Source organism: Acidovorax soli (genome assembly GCF_014207955.1).
GTDB lineage: Bacteria > Pseudomonadota > Gammaproteobacteria > Burkholderiales > Burkholderiaceae_C > Acidovorax > Acidovorax soli_A.
Genome location: NZ_JACHLK010000011.1, coordinates 106417 through 120648, shown reverse-complemented (window position 1 = coordinate 120648; position 14232 = coordinate 106417). Strand labels below are relative to the sequence as shown.

Annotated in this window: 11 protein-coding genes; 2 read left to right on the top strand and 9 right to left on the bottom strand. The window is 69.6% G+C overall.

Annotation, left to right across the window (positions count from 1 at the left end; translation table 11 throughout):
- Nucleotides 1-46 precede the first annotated feature (46 nt).
- Together HNP48_RS24110 and HNP48_RS24105 are read left to right on the top strand one after the other, a co-directional pair.
- The gene (locus HNP48_RS24110; RefSeq protein WP_184861886.1) at nucleotides 47-1366 is read left to right on the top strand and encodes a glycosyltransferase; all 1320 of its coding nucleotides are present in this window, start codon (nucleotides 47-49) and stop codon (nucleotides 1364-1366) included.
- Nucleotides 1363-3153 carry a tetratricopeptide repeat protein gene (locus HNP48_RS24105; protein WP_221480328.1) on the top strand — a complete coding sequence of 597 codons (1791 nt, stop codon included), beginning with the start codon at nucleotides 1363-1365 and terminating at the stop codon, nucleotides 3151-3153. Before HNP48_RS24110 ends, HNP48_RS24105 begins: the two co-directional genes overlap by 4 nt.
- A gap of 54 nt (nucleotides 3154-3207) precedes the next feature.
- On the opposite strand, the gene HNP48_RS24100 is transcribed toward HNP48_RS24105, so the two are convergent.
- From HNP48_RS24100 to HNP48_RS24065, 9 genes are all read right to left on the bottom strand, one after another.
- Complete coding sequence (locus HNP48_RS24100; RefSeq protein ID WP_184861882.1) at nucleotides 3208-6159, bottom strand: calcium-binding protein; 2952 nt, start codon at nucleotides 6157-6159, stop codon at nucleotides 3208-3210.
- Between the two features lie 328 nt (nucleotides 6160-6487).
- Entirely contained in the window at nucleotides 6488-8380 is a 1893-nt protein-coding gene (locus tag HNP48_RS24095; RefSeq protein ID WP_184862085.1) for a M14 family metallopeptidase, read from the bottom strand.
- 130 nt (nucleotides 8381-8510) lie between these two features.
- Nucleotides 8511-9068: a DUF4124 domain-containing protein gene (locus tag HNP48_RS24090; RefSeq protein ID WP_221480327.1), complete on the bottom strand. Its 558-nt coding sequence runs from the start codon at nucleotides 9066-9068 to the stop codon at nucleotides 8511-8513.
- Nucleotides 9069-9174: 106 nt separating this feature from the next.
- Nucleotides 9175-10230, bottom strand: coding sequence for an endonuclease/exonuclease/phosphatase family protein (locus HNP48_RS24085; RefSeq protein WP_184861878.1), 1056 nt, complete (start codon nucleotides 10228-10230; stop codon nucleotides 9175-9177).
- 74 nt (nucleotides 10231-10304) lie between these two features.
- Nucleotides 10305-11792, bottom strand: a complete 1488-nt coding sequence (locus HNP48_RS24080) for a DUF2142 domain-containing protein (protein ID WP_184861876.1) — start codon at nucleotides 11790-11792, stop codon at nucleotides 10305-10307.
- Between the two features lie 397 nt (nucleotides 11793-12189).
- Complete coding sequence (locus HNP48_RS24075; RefSeq protein ID WP_184861874.1) at nucleotides 12190-12513, bottom strand: hypothetical protein; 324 nt, start codon at nucleotides 12511-12513, stop codon at nucleotides 12190-12192.
- Between the two features lie 54 nt (nucleotides 12514-12567).
- Nucleotides 12568-12984 (bottom strand): hypothetical protein, encoded by a 417-nt coding sequence (locus HNP48_RS24070; RefSeq protein ID WP_184861872.1) that lies wholly within the window; start codon nucleotides 12982-12984, stop codon nucleotides 12568-12570.
- Between the two features lie 56 nt (nucleotides 12985-13040).
- Nucleotides 13041-13277: a hypothetical protein gene (locus HNP48_RS35460; protein WP_260420358.1), complete on the bottom strand. Its 237-nt coding sequence runs from the start codon at nucleotides 13275-13277 to the stop codon at nucleotides 13041-13043.
- Entirely contained in the window at nucleotides 13268-13996 is a 729-nt protein-coding gene (locus HNP48_RS24065) for an alpha/beta hydrolase (RefSeq protein WP_260420357.1), read from the bottom strand. The genes HNP48_RS35460 and HNP48_RS24065 overlap by 10 nt, the downstream gene beginning before the upstream one ends.
- Between the last annotated feature and the right edge of the window lie 236 nt (nucleotides 13997-14232).

The following is a 14232-nucleotide window of genomic DNA, read 5'->3' as shown; positions in this document are numbered from 1 at the left end:
GTTTCCCCGCCGACCTTTTTCCGCCCCGCGGCGCAGACCGGGCGGCATGAACTATCTCTTCATCCACCAGAACATGCCCGGCCAGTGGCGCCACATCGTGGCCCACCTGGCGCAGCAGGGCGGGCACCGCATCGTGGTGCTGGGCCGGCGCCAGGGCGAGGGCAGCCACAAGCGCCCGCTGGTGCATGCCGTGCCTGGCGTGCAGTACCGCAGCTACCGCGTGCACAACCGCTACGAGGGCTTTGGCGGCGACCAGCCGGGCTCTGCCTTCGACAGTTTCATGGTGCACGGCCGCGCGGCGGCCGAGGTGATGCAGCGGCTCAAGGCCGAGGGCTTCACCCCCGATGTGATCGCGGCCCACCCCGGCTGGGGTGAATCGCTGTTCGCCAAGGAGGTGTTTCCCGCCGTGCCGCTGCTGCACTACTGCGAGTTCTACTACCGCTCGCGTGGCGGCGACTACGGCTTCATCGGCGAGCGTTCGCTGGCGCGCGAGATGAACCTGCGCGCGCGCAATGCCGGCCTGTCGCTCAGCCTGGAGGCCATGGACTGGGGCCTCTCGCCCACAGCCTGGCAGAAGTCCCAGCACCCGGCAGACGCCCATGCGCGCATGAGCGTGCTGCACGACGGCATCGACACCGACACCGTGCGCCCCGACCCCGGGGCGCGCCTGCTGCTGCCCACGGGCCGAGTGCTCAGCGCGCAGGACGAGGTGCTCACCTTCGTCGCGCGCAACCTGGAGCCGCAGCGCGGGTTCGACCAGTTCCTGCGTGCGGCCGAGCGGGTGCAGCGCCTGCGGCCCGACGCCCACGTGGTCATCGCCGGGGGCGAAGGCGTGAGCTACGGCAAGGCCCCGGCCGATGGCCGCAGCTGGAAGAACCATGTGCTGGACCTGGTGCGCCTGGACCCGCTGCGCACGCACTTCATGGGCTCGCTGCCATTTGCCGAGCATGTGAAGCTGCTGCAGGTGTCGTCGGTGCACGCCTACCTGAGCATCCCCTTCGTGCTGGCATGGTCCATGACCGAGGCCATGTCGGCCGGTTGCCTGCTCGTGGGCTCCGACACTGCGCCCGTGCGCGAACTCATCCGCCACGGCCACAACGGCCTGCTGGTCGACTATTTCGACGTGGATGCCATCGCCACCACCCTGGCCGATGCGCTGGCGCGCCGCGCCGAACTGCAAGCCCTGCGCGACGCCGCGCGCGCCACCATCCTGGCCAGCTACGACCAGCAGCGCCACTGCGTGCCGCGCCTGGCGCGCCTGCTAGAAGACCTGGCCCAGGGGCGGCGCCCCGAGGCGCCGCCGCCGCTGCCACCGCAGGTGCTCGATGCAGGCACCCCATCCCTGCTGCCTTCTGTTGCCCCATGACCACCGAGCCTGTTGCATCGCCCCCCGCACCCATGACCCTGCTCGCCGTGGACCGGCGCCTGGCGCAATGGCTGGGCCGGCGCGAGTTTGCCCAGGCCCTCGCCTGGCTGGACACGGTGGGCGCCGCCCACGCCCAGCCCGCCCTGCCGCTGGAGCTGCGCCGTGTGCGCGTGGCCCTGGCCGGCCGCCTGGTCGAACCGGCGGCTGCCGCAGCACGGCGCGCCCTGGCGGCCGGTGCCGGCGAGGCACTGCACCACCTGGCCCTGGCCCTGCTGGCGCGGCGCGAGCAGCGCTGGGACGATGCCCTGGCGGCGCTGGCGCAGGGCCTGCAGCAGCCCGGGACCCACCCCGACCTGTACCTGGAGCAGGGCGAATTGCTGCTGCAGCGCGGCCGCCACGCCGCGGCCGCGCAAGCGCTGGAGGCGGCGCTCAACCTGCTGCCCGACAGCCTGCGTGCGGCCAGCGGCCTGGCCAGCGCCGTGGCCGCCCTGGGCGACGGCGCGCGTGCCGCGCTCATCGTGCAGCAGATGGTGGCGCGTGCGCCCGCCACGGCCGATGCCCAGTTCGCGCTGGGCAATGCCCTGCGCGGCCTGCAACAGCTGCCCCTGGCGCTTTCGGCCTTCGAGCGCGCCAGCACGCACGACCCGGCCCGCCCCGGCCCCTGGGTGAACCGCGGGGCGCTGCTGCGCCGGCTGGGGCGCAGTGAAGAAGCGCTGCAGGCCTATGCGCAGGCCATTGCGCTCGACCCCGCCAGCGCCATCGCGTACGCCAACCGGGCCAACCTGCTGCGCGCCATGGAGCGGCTGGAAGAGGCCGTGCAGGACTACGACCGCGCCCTGGCCATCGCCCCGCAGGACGCCCAGGTGCACTGGAACAAGGCCACCACGCTGCTCGCCGCGGGCCACCTGGCCGAAGGCTTTGCCGAGTACGAATGGCGCTGGCAGTGGAGCGGCTTTCCCACCCGTCGGCCAGGCTTCGCCCAGCCTGCCTGGCAGGGCGAACCCATCCCAGGCAAGACCCTGCTGGTGCACACCGAGCAGGGCGCGGGCGAGGTGATCCAGTTCCTGCGCTTCGTACCGGCCCTGGCCGCCAGCCTGCAGGGCCAGGGCGTGCGCCTATTGCTGCAAGTGCCCGCGCCGCTCCAGGCCCTGGTGGCGGCGCAGGCCTGGCCCGGCCTGGCCGCAGTGCTGGGGGCCGATGCGCCCTTGCCGCCTTTCGATAGGCATGTAGCCATTGGCTCGCTGCCCCTGCGCCTGGGCATCACCACGCTGGAGATGCTGCCAGCGCAGCCCAGTCTGCGCACGGCCACGCCGCAGCAGCCTGGCGATGGGCGCCTGCGTGTCGGCCTCGCCTGGGACAGCGGCACGGCACGGGATCCGGTGCACGGCCTGCGCTGGGACCAGGTTCAGCCGCTGCTGGACCTGCCGGGCATCGCCTGGTTCTCATTGCAGCCGCCGGGCCATGGGGCACCCCCGGGCATGCCGCCCATCGAGCCCGCAGGCTCTGGGTTCACCGACTGGAATGCCGTGGCGCAGGCCATGGCCGGACTGGACCTGGTGGTCACCGCCTGCAGCGCCACCGCCCACCTGGCCGGTGCCCTGGGCAAGCCTGTGTGGGTGCTGCTGGCGCACGAGGCCCGCTGGCACTGGGTGGCGCACCAGCGCGAAGGCAACCCCTGGTACCCCAGCGCACGGCTGTTCCGGCAGGAGCGGGCGGGGGAGTGGGGCGACGCCGTGGCCCGGTTGTGCGAGGCCTTGGCCCGACAGGCGGGTCAGGCGCCCGCTTGAAGACCGGGCCCCGGAGGCGGCTGCCCTGCGCTGCCAAGCAGGCGGGCACGGTGCCTATACCAGCACGATGCTGGTGTGGTCCATGGTGGCGGGTGAGCCCCCGTTCTGGATGATGCCGATCAGGAATGCATTGGACCCCGTGCCTTCGCCATCCTGGTCGAAATAGAGCTTTCCGCCATCGACCCCCGGATTCTGGATGAAGATGAAGACAGGGTTCGTGTTGCCGCCATAGGCGTTCTGGGTGAAGGTGCCTGAACCCGGCTCATAGTAGTTGGTCGGGGTCAGCGTTCCGTTGCTCAGTCCGAAGCCTGGGTTGTTGATATGGAGCATGTCCGCCCCACCCGTGCCGAAATCCGTGATCCGGTCGGTGTCCATCGCCAAAGACAGGCTCCCCAAGAGGAACTCATCGGCGTCTCCCCCGCCTGCAAGGGTGTCCAGCCCCGCGCCGCCCTCCAGCGTGTCGCGGGCGGCGCCGCCCAGCAGCGAATCGCTGCCATTGCCGCCTTCCAGCCTGCTGGCCCCCGCCGTGGTGGCCGCGCTTTGATCCAACTGGTCGTCGCCGTCGCCGCCCTGCAGCAGGTCGTTTCCGTCCAGCCCCTGGAGCCAGTTGTTGCCGCTGTTGCCGATCAGGGTGTCGTTGCCCACGGTACCCGTGGCGTCGAAGTTGCCGCTGCCCGTGAGGCTGAGCACCTCCACGTTGCCGGGCAGTGTGTAGGTGATGGACGACTGGAGGGTGTCGGTGCCCTCGCCGCCGAATTCGGTGACGACATCGCCGGCATCATCCACGACGAACAGGTCATCGCCCGTGCCGCCGGCCAGAGAGTCTATGCCGGTTCCGCCATCCAGGGTGTCATTGCCACCCCCGCCCTCCAGCGTATCGTCGCCCCCCAAGCCCTGGATGAGATTGTTGGCGCCGGTGCCGATCAAGGAATCGGCGCCTGAGGTGCCGGTCAGGTTGTTGTTGCCGGGCTCGATGTTGGCGGCCGAGATGGCGGCGCCGCCGGCGAAATGGGCGATCTGCACCGCCGCGCTGCCATTGGCACCATCCGCGTCGAACCAAAGCTCCTGGTTCCCGTTGGCCAGGATGAAGACCGTGCCGGCGCCATCGTAGTCGTCTTCCTGGAAGGCCCCGCTGTCCACCTCGAAGGAGAAGCCCAATGCCTGGCCCACGTCGATCACGTCCGTCGAGGGGTTGAAATTGCTGATGTTCTGAAGACCGGATCCGGTGAGGCTTGCGATCACCCGGTTGGAGGTGGCGCCCGCATCGAGGATGATGGTGTTCGTGCCCGTGCCGCCATCGAACACATTGGCCCCTGTTCCGCCCAGCAGGGTGTCATCGCCGTCGCCGCCTTGCAGCGTGTCGTTGCCATCGCCGCCCTGCAGCGAGTCGTGGCCGTTTGCACCCGACAGCTCGTTGTTGCCGCTGTTGCCGATGAGGGTGTCGTTGTCCGCCGTGCCCGTGCCGTTGATATGGCCGCTGCCCGTGAGGCTGAGCACCTCGGCATTGGCGGCCAGCGTGTAGGTGACGGACGCCTCGATGGTGTCCACGCCCTGGCCGCCGATTTCGGTGACGGTATCGCCCGCATCGTCCACCACATACCGGTCATCGCCGGTGCCGCCCACCAGGGCGTCGGCCCCGGTGCCGCCATCCAGGGTGTCGTTGCCCGCATCGCCGTTGATGGCGTCGCTGCCCCCGGCCCCCGAGAGCAGGTTGTCGCCGCTGTTGCCCTGCAGCGTGTCGTTGCCCGCCAGGCCGGTGCCGCTGAGGTTGCCGCTGCCCGTGAGGCTGAGCACCTCTACATTGGTGGCCAGGGTGATGGAGACACTGCTTTGCAGCGTGTCGATGCCCGTGCCGCCGCCACTGGCTTCGACGATGGTGTGCGTGGTGCTGTCCACGATGTAGGTGTCATCGTCCGCGCCGCCGGCAGCCGTGGCCGTGTTGGCCAGGCCCGTCAGGTCGATGCTGTTCGCCGCGGCGGTGCCGCTGACGGCCAGGGTCAGCCCTGCCGCCAGCTTGGGCGCAAGGGCGCCGCGCACATCGGCCAACTGGGCCAGCGTGACGGGCAGGGTGCCCGTGATGCCGCCCGCCGTGATATGCGCCACCAGCGTGACCAGGCTGTCCACCTCGGCAGAGGTGGCATTCGTGGCCACCACGCTGGCTGCGCTGGCCTTGCCCAGCAGGGCGGCGCTGATGGCGTCGGTCATCTGCGCTGCGCCCAGATCCAGGGTGAGGCCGGTGAGGCCATTGGCCTGGAGCTTGGCGGCGTGGTTGCCCAGGGCTTCAAGTTGCTGGGCCGTCATGCCGCTGGCATTGGCCGTGGCCCCCGTGCCTGCGTAGGCGCCCATCTTGGTGTTGATGTCGCCCACCGAGTCCGCGCTCGTGAGCGCGGGCGGTGGCGGTGGAGGTGGGGGGGCGGAAGGGCTGGGGGCGGGCGGTGCCACCAGCTGGTCCAGCGCCTGCTTGGCTTGTGTCACGCTCGCCGGGTCGGAGGTGACCTTGGCCAGCAGCGTGCGCATGTCGTCCACCGAGGTGCTCTTGAGCCCCAGTGTCACCGTGTGGTAGGTGGCCACCTCCACCATGTTGGTGAGGTACTGGCGCGCGGGCTGGAACAGGGGCTCGGTGGTGGTCTGCAAAAACTGCAGCACCTGCACCATGACCGTGCCCACGCTGGCCCCGGCCTGCAGTTGGGCCAGCACGGCAGTGCCTGCTGCGGCATGGGCCTGTGTGCCCGGCACCAGGCCGATGAAGGACAGAAAGGTGTCGAGGATCTGCGTGGGCGTGGTCTTGCCCGCAAAGCGACCCTGGAACTGGGGCGTGCCGGCCAGCAGGTCGGCCAGGGCTGTGAGCGAGCCTGCCTCGCTGCGCACCTGGGTCAGCGCAGCCATCCAGCCGCCAGGCGGGGCATTGAACATCAGCGCCATCAGGCCGATGAGATCGGACTGGCCCGGGGCCTGGTCCAGGCGCTGGGTGAAGTGGTGTTCCTGCGGTGCGGGTGCGGGTGTCATGGACGGGTGGCGACAGGCATCGCGTTCAAGGGGGTCGGATGCATGCGCGCGCCCGGCCGGGCCTGCGCATGCGGGGTCCACCCATCTTACGGTAACAGGCTGTAGCAATCAGCCCAGGGTCAACCCTGGGCCGTGGCGCCGATTCCGTTCGCTGGCAGCCCCGCGACGCCAGTGGCTTCTTCGCGACCTATCGTGCAGTTCGCCACCCGGGGCGCACGACCAGAGGGCCGCGGCTCCAAGCCTGCCTGCGCAGGCTTGGACGTGCCCGAAGAGCCGCCGACTCTGGCGGTGGCCCCCAGGCGCGAAGCACCTCAGGGGGGGCTTCATTTCAATCCGTCTCTTCGAACACCAGCGAGGGCGTGGACATCACACGCACGGTCTGCGACAGGTCTTCCACCAGGCGGTTGGCGAAGTAGCTGTTTTGCGTGTCGGGCTCCAGCGCGGCCACGGCCAGGTGGGCCAGGGGCTGGTTCAGGGGCACGTAGAAGCTGCCCGCAGGCACGTCGATGGCGGCGCGCACGGGGGCCACCTGCACGCGCAGGATGTCGGCGTCGCCGCCGATGCTGCCCAGCACGTCGCGGCGCTCCGAGGTCTCGCGCGCGGTCTCGCGGTAGGTGTCGGCCAGCAGCGAGCCGCCTTCGCCGATGCGCAGCACCTGCAGGCCCAGCAGCTTCAGGCGCTCGACCACCGGCGCGGCCTGGCTCGCTACCCAGTAGCCGCAGGGGCGGGCGCGCGATTTGAGGGTGCGCAGGTTCAGCGAAGAGTTCCAGTCCACGCGCATGGCGCGGTCCATGCCGGTCTCGGGGTCGATGAAGACCACCTCGCGCTGCATGGGTGTGGGGCCGGCTTCGACGACCACGTTGTCGCGGCAGGCCTTGGCCGAGATGTCGCGCACCACGAAGCTGCGCACCTGCTCCAGGTTGGCGGCGCGCTCGGCGGTGGAGCGCAGCGCACTGGTGATGGCCGTGACCTGGGTGTGCACGCGGCGCTGCAGGTGCAGCGCGCCTATGCCCACACCGCGCGTCTCGATGAGCAGGCTCACGGTGTTCTTCAGGCCGTGCACGTTGCGGCCCGTATCGGGCTGCACGCCGCCCATGGACAGGGTGCGGTCATCGGCGCCCGTGGCATTGGTGTAGTACCACTCGCTGGACAGGCCCTGGGCCTTGAGTGCCGCCACCATGGGCTGGTGGTACCACTCCTGCGAGGCCTTGGTCAAAAACTCGGGGTAGTTGGCCGTGGTGGTGTACTGCAGCAGCGCGTCGTAGCGCTGCACGGCGTTGAACTTTTCCTTGTAGCGGCCGGCCACGGTGTACTCGTGCGCGTCCACCACCAGGATGGGGCGGTAGTCGCGCACCAGGCGCGCGATGGCCTGGGCCTCGGGCGTCTTGAGCAGCAGGTGGTCGCGGTTCATGTCGATGCCGTTGGCCGTGCCCCGCGTGTCGGCCTGGGCACCGTCGGGGTTGGCGCGCGGCACCACGATCACGTTGATGCGTTGGAGCAGGGGCTCCAGCAGGCCCTGGCCGAGCTCGCGCGCAATCACCAGCAGGGCCTCGGCGCTGGCTGGCTCGTTGCCATGCTGCTGGCCGATCAGGACCACGGTGGGGCGCTTGCCGGCGTCCAGGCTGGCCGGGTCATCGCCCTGGGCGCGCGTGAGCAGCAGGCCCAGCAGGGGCTCGCCGCGCTGCGAGGCCCCCAGGCGCAGCACGCTGGCGCGCGAGGGGCCGCCGGCCGAGCCCTGGGCCACGGACTGCAGCCACTGCTCCAGCTCGGCATTGGTGGTGAAGGCGCGGCGGTCGGGCGCCAGGCCCGGCGTGCTGTAGCGCACCTGGGGCTCGGGGAAGCGCGCCATCACGGCCGGGCCGTAGGGTGGTGTGGATGGGGTCGCAAGGGGCTCGTTGCGGCCCACGATGGGCGCGGCGGGTGGCAGCGGCGCGGCAATCGCACCCGTGGCGGCGGGCTGGGCCGACGGGGGCTGCGGCTGCCCCGCCGTGCCGAGCGGTGCGGGCACCACCTTGCCGGGTTGCGTGCGCGGCAGCGGTGCCGGGGCATTGGGGCGCGGCGCGGCGGCGCCGGACGAAGGCCAGGGCGGCAGCGGCGTGCTGCTGCAGGCCGCCAGCAGCACGGCCACCAGGGCGGCCGCCGCGGTGCGGGTGGGCCAGCGGCTGGCGGGGGTGTCAGGGTGCCGGGTCGGCGTGGAGGTAGGAGCGCAGGGCAATGTCATGGTCGTCTCGTCGCCCGGGCAAATGGAGGGGCGCATGGGGCGGCATCTTACTGGGGGGCTCGTTACCACTTGTGTCAGCCGGCACGCCGTGTTGCAGAGCAAGCCGCTGCCGGGCTTGCCTGACCCTTGGCTACTTCCGGTTATTGTCCGCACAGACCGTCTGCCCGGCCACGCGTGCGCAGTGCCTGCCGGTGGCCGGGTCCACAGAGTCCGGCCCGCTCTTCATGTGCACGCCGCCCTTGTTGTCATGGCACAGGCCGGCGTCGCAGTAGACGATGACCACGGGCGTGCTGGCGGCGGGCGCCTTGCCGGCCAGCGGGGGCTGGTTCGCTCCCGGGGGCACGGTGCCACAGGCGGCGGCCACGCGGTTCTCCTGCCCTTCCAGGCGAATGCGCTTTTCCTCGGGCGGCAGGGTGCGCAACGCCATGAGCTGGGCCATTTCCTCCTTGGCGGCGCGGCAGGGGGCGGAGTTGGGCGTGCCCGCGCCCTGCGCCCGGTTGCGTGCCTGCTCCCAGGCGACTTCGCGCACGCTGGGGTCGGGCAGTATCACCCCGCCCGTCTGGCTGCGGGTGCAGGGCTGGTCGCTGTAGACCATCTTGCCGTCCGCCTGCTTGCAGCGGTGCACCTGCGCGCTCGCAGACAGGGCCGCCAGGCCCAGGCATACGAACACCATCATTCTCCAACGCATCGATCGCTTCCTCTGAATCGCGCTGGAATGTAGCACCGCCATGCGCTGCTGTGCAAAGGCAAATGGGTGATGCGGCGCGGTGCCGGGCTGTGCCGCCGGCCCGGCGTCACGGGCCTGGCGCAGGCGCGTGCTTTTCCTCCATCTGCAGCCTGAGCAGCGCGCGCACGAAACCGTGGTCTGAGCGCGTGCGGTCGCGGCCCTCGTGCAGGTGGTCGTTGAAATAGTCCACCCGGCGCACATCGCCCAGGCTGTTGCGCCCGCGCGGCAGAAACTCCTCGCTCACCAGGATCTGGTCGAGCACCGAGGGCGAGCCCTGGTGGATGTGGGAGAAGGCCACGTCCTTCTTGAGCGCCATCTCGCCCTGCAGGTCGTAGGCGTTGAACAGCGCCACGTCGCGCGCCGAGCGGTCATAGGCGATCTCGGTGGTGGCGCAGATGAGCTGGGTGGTCACGCTGTCGGGCGTGTCGTTGAAATCGCCCATCACCACCAGCGGCACGCTGGTGCGCTGCAGCAGGTCGATCACCAGGCAGCGCAGGGCCATGGCCTCGGCGCCGCGCATCACCAGCGAGCGCAGCGAGGCCAGGGCGCCGACCTTGCGGTCGTCCTTGTCCTCCAGCACATGCCCATTGGCGTCCTGCAGGAACTTGGGGCGCTTGGACTTGAGGTGCGCCGTGAGCACGTTCACGCGCTGCCCGTGCTTCATGCGCAAGGTGGCCACCAGGGGCGGGCGCTCGAAGCGCGTGTGCAGCCCCAGGCCTGGCACATCGACCTGGAAGGCCGGTGGAAACTGCGCGAACGACTGCAGCGCCTCCACCTTGAGGCGCGTGGCAATGCCCACGCGCGGCGTGCCCTGGGCGCCGTGGCGCTTGTCGTCGTTTTCCGCACCGGGCACCGCCACGAAGTCGTAGCGCAGCCCGCTGTGCGCGATGGCCGCCTTCAGCGCCGCCTCGTCCCAGACCTCCTGCACCGCCAGCACATCGGCATTGAGCGTGCGAAACCGGCTGCCCAGCCAGTCGATCTTGCGCTCGTACTCGGCCTCGGTGTAGGCCTCCTGGTTGGGGTAGAACAGGCGCCCGGGGTTGGCCAGGTTGAGCACATTGCAGGTGGCCACCATCAGTGTGGCCAGGGGCGGGGGCGTGTGGTCGGCAGGGGTAGGGCGCATGGACGGAGCCGGGTGGCGACAGGAGGATGGGGGAGGCCCATCCTAGCGGCTTTGTCTGCAACGCATATGTCGGCTCAAAAGAGTGCCAGCTGGTAGCGGCTGTGCAGGGTCACCGCCAGCACCAGCAGAAAATACGCGGCCACAGCGCAGCCGAGCCCGAACTCGGTGGCCTGCTGCAGCGGCGTTCGCTCATGCTCCAGGGGCCCGATGGCCAGCGCGAACAGCAGGGCCGACATGATGAAGTAGCGGCCCTGCAAGCCCGAAATGGCTGCCACGGGGTAGTCGTTCCAGGTGACTGCGAGGGCGAAGAAGGCCAGCAGCGTGCTGCTGACGGCGCAGGCCGTGAGCACGGCGCGCAGTGCCGTGTAAGGCCGCTCCTCGCGCTGCGCATAGGCCGTTGCCAGCAGTGCCATGAGCGCCAGCACCGCCCAGATGCCGCGCATGGCCGGCTTGGGGATGAAGGTGTCGAGCCAGCCCAGCACGCCCACGAAGGAGTGGGCCAGGAAGGGCCCTTTGTCCGGATCGGCCAGGGTGCTGCCGGCCAGGCCCAGGAAGTACAGCGGGTCCGCCAGATAGATCTGCACGATCTGCAGCGTGGAATGCGTGCGCTCGACGCGCCCGTCCATCGTGGTCAGCAGCACGTACAGTGTCCAGCCCAGGCTGGCCCCACACAGCAGCCCGAAGCCACCGAGCCGAGCCCAGGAGAAGCGCTGGCACAGCAGCAACAGCGGGAGGGCCAGCAGCGGCAGCAGGTGGGTGCGCGAGGTGACCAGCACGAAGGTGAAGCCCAGGATGGCGGCAAAACGCCAGCGGCTGGGTGGCGCGCTGCCGCCCCGCAACCCGGCCTGGTACTCCGCGATGGCCAGTCCGGCGAGCACCAGCGTCATGGCGATGCACAGGCCGTCGATGGTGGGCGACAGGATCTGGAAGGCCGACATGGGCATCAGCACCAGCGCACGCACCAACAGGTTGGCGGGCAGCAACTGCCAGGCCCAGGCCAGCAGGGCCAGCACCGTGAATGTCACCAGCGCGCGCGTGAAGTCGTAGCTGGCGCGCATCGACCAGTCCAGATGGCGCGATACCGACAGGCCGACCGCATGCGGCAGGTAGATCAAGGGCAGGTAATAGGCCGTGCCCGCGACGTCCATGAATTTCCTGTCGTTGGCCCACCCATGCTGCGATGCCTGCTCCATGAGCCAGGTGGGCGACAGCCCTTCCTTGCTGTCCCCCGCGATCCTGAGCATCCACCTGGCGAAATAGACCAGGTGCTGGTCCGTATGGCCGCCGCTATAACCTGCCGCCCCGGGCGCGGGTTTCTCCAGCAGCAATTGGCCGTTTCCGATCATGTCGGCGCGCAGGAGATGGGCCACCTCGTCCGGCGACTGAAAGGCGGGAATCAGGCGCGCCAGGGCGCAGGCCAGAAAAAATGCGAGGCAGAATAATCCGAAGTAAATGGGGCGCTGCATTGGGCGCGTGGCGGAAACCACCGTGGTGCTGCGCAGCGGCACATGCCCATGGCGCGTGGTCGGCGCCAGTGCGTTCGCATCCAGGGTGGCTTGCATCGGATTATCTCTCTGCTCTTTGGTATCGGTGTTGGGATGAATCGGTTCGCCCCGGGCGGATGGCCCGGTCCTGTGAAAATACCGTGGCTGCCCCCCGTTGCCACGACCATGGAAGAAAAACGGATTGCGAAAATCCAGGGCGAGGAGTATCCATCCCCCGGTGCGATCGGAAACTGAAAATGGCGAAAAAAGGCGCCCGGCAAAGGGCGCATCAGAAAATCGAAAGCTCTGGTATTGTGGCGCGAGGCCGGGTGGTTGAACGGTGATTTCCGTCACGTCCCGGTTGCGCCCGGGCCCGGGGCGCGCGCCAAGGTGCGGCAGGGCGCCGCGCCGGGTGCTTCAGCGGGGCGGGGCTGCCCGCCCGCCCGCTTGTTCACTTACCCATTCACTCACTCATTCATTCGGTCAGTGCCACGCCGTGCAATGACTGCTGGGTGACCTTGGCATAGGCCAGCACCGCGATGAGCTTGTGCAGCAGGGTGCGGTCGTCGCTCTCCAGCGGGCTGGCCAGCAGCGGCACCAGGTGCGCCAGTGCCTGCTCGACCTCCTGCGCCGAGAAGGTCTGGTCCTCGTAGAGGCCGAAGATCCGGTGCAGGAAGAACGAGTCGGCCTGCGCGAGCAGGCGCAGGATCGCCGGCAGCTCGTGGTGGCCGATGCTGCCCACATGGTGGGCCGGGTTGCGCAACTGGGGGCCGTTGCCGGCGATGAAGTCGAGTGCCATGGGCTGCTGGGGGTGTGCGTTGCTGGCTCGTGGAAACACCGGTGGGGCCGGGGCTCAGGCGGACGCGGCCTTGCCGGCGTGGTAGGTCGCCAGGGCCGAGGCAATGGCAGACGGCCAGTAGAACAGCGCGATCGCGATCACCGTGGCCACCCAACCCAGGTAGATGCACCAGAAGTGGCAGCGGGCCTTGGCGCTGGCCTGGCGCCAGGTCATGACCGACAGCAGCAAGAGCTGGGCCGGCAGCACCGTGAGCAGGATGTAGTGCACCCGCAGGGTGGGCGACACCTCGGTGTCGGTGAACGCATAGGCCAGGAAGGAGCCCGCGTTCTGTAGGAAAGGCACGTTGGAGGAGGCGTCTGGCGACAGCAGAACGAACCAGACGCCCAGGGGGAGCACAGCACTGAAGGCAAACTCCAGGCTGGCCATGCGCAGTTCAGAGAGCTTCATTTTGGGTGAGATGGTGAGGTTCATACGGCGGGAGACTCATCAAGATGCGGCAGGGAATGGGGCATGGGCGTCGGCGGACATCAGGCGGTGCAGGCCTGGGCCACGGCCTGCACGGCCCGCGGCTCCAGGACCAGGCCGATATGGCTGGTGCCGGGCACCACGGCCACGGGCACGGGCCGGCCGGCCTGCGCGAACAGGGGGGCATAGCGGTCGGCGTGAAAGACCTCGTCGTCCTGCCCGGCCACGATGGAGAGCTGCCCGCGCGCCTGGCGGATATCGCCCAGGTAGTCGGCCTGGGGGCGGAAGTTCATCGCCACGGTGTACGAATAGCTGGGCGTGAGGTGCGGGCGTGATGCGGCATCAGCGCAAAGCGCAGCACATCGAGGTGGTTCCACGCCGTGATGCCCAGGCCGTTGAGCACGCGCAGGGCCATCAGGCGTGGCAGGCCCACCGAGGCCCAGCCCCCGACATCGGGCCGCGCTGTGGGCGCGCTCTGGTGCAGAAAGGGCGCCAGCAGCACATAGTGTTCGAACAGGTCCTGCCGGGCACTGCCGGCAAAGCGCAGCGCAAAGCCGCCGCCGGCCGAGAACCCCATCAGGGTCTGGGGCCCCGCATGGGGCACGGCCTGGAGGAAGTCTTCCAGGTCGTCTTCCATCTGCCCCAGGTAGGCCGCCTGCCCGCGCGGGCCGGAATCGCCGTGGCCGCGCATGTCCAGCGCCGCGACCTCATGGCCCGCGCTGGCCAGCGCCTGGGCCAGCACATGCATGGAGCGCGCGCGCGACGAGGAGCCATGCACCAGCACCACCCGCCGGCGCGGCGCGGCCACCGGGCCCGCCGGCGCATAGGCATGCCAGGCCAGCCGCGTGCCATCGCGTGCCACCCAGTGCTGCACGGGCGGCAGGCCGCTGAAATCCACCCCGTCGAACGGGCTGTTCACACTGGCCAGCGGCGCGATGTCCCGCGGCCCGCCCCAGGCGATGGCCGCGGCCAGGCCCAGGGGCACGGCAATCAGCAACAGGGCGGCGAGGGTCAGCATCGGCAAGGGCTGCAAGGTGAATGTGGGCGCCATTGTGGCGAGATTCCCTGCGCTCGGGCAGCACTCAAATGGGTGATATGGCAGGGGGTGCATACGCCGTTTCCCCAGGGGCCGCTGCTGTCGGTTCTCTCCTACATCCATAAATTTACAAAGGGCTACACTCATTTCGCACTCTCTGGGGGGAGGCAGGCGCTTGGTTGTTTGGTCCCAACAAGTAGTATTCGAAAGGCGAGTGC

Bases quoted from the DNA above. Each gene is read 5' to 3' on its own strand.
- HNP48_RS24100 (WP_184861882.1), bottom strand. From the start codon at position 6,159: ATGACACCCGCACCCGCACCGCAGGAACACCACTTCACCCAGCGCCTG.
- HNP48_RS24070 (WP_184861872.1), bottom strand. From the start codon at position 12,984: ATGAACCTCACCATCTCACCCAAAATGAAGCTCTCTGAACTGCGCATG.
- HNP48_RS24105 (WP_221480328.1), top strand. From the start codon at position 1,363: ATGACCACCGAGCCTGTTGCATCGCCCCCCGCACCCATGACCCTGCTC.
- HNP48_RS24095 (WP_184862085.1), bottom strand. From the start codon at position 8,380: ATGACATTGCCCTGCGCTCCTACCTCCACGCCGACCCGGCACCCTGAC.
- HNP48_RS24110 (WP_184861886.1), top strand. From the start codon at position 47: ATGAACTATCTCTTCATCCACCAGAACATGCCCGGCCAGTGGCGCCAC.
- HNP48_RS24085 (WP_184861878.1), bottom strand. From the start codon at position 10,230: ATGCGCCCTACCCCTGCCGACCACACGCCCCCGCCCCTGGCCACACTG.
- HNP48_RS24090 (WP_221480327.1), bottom strand. From the start codon at position 9,068: ATGCGTTGGAGAATGATGGTGTTCGTATGCCTGGGCCTGGCGGCCCTG.
- HNP48_RS24065 (WP_260420357.1), bottom strand. From the start codon at position 13,996: ATGCTGACCCTCGCCGCCCTGTTGCTGATTGCCGTGCCCCTGGGCCTG.
- HNP48_RS24075 (WP_184861874.1), bottom strand. From the start codon at position 12,513: ATGGCACTCGACTTCATCGCCGGCAACGGCCCCCAGTTGCGCAACCCG.
- HNP48_RS24080 (WP_184861876.1), bottom strand. From the start codon at position 11,792: ATGCAAGCCACCCTGGATGCGAACGCACTGGCGCCGACCACGCGCCAT.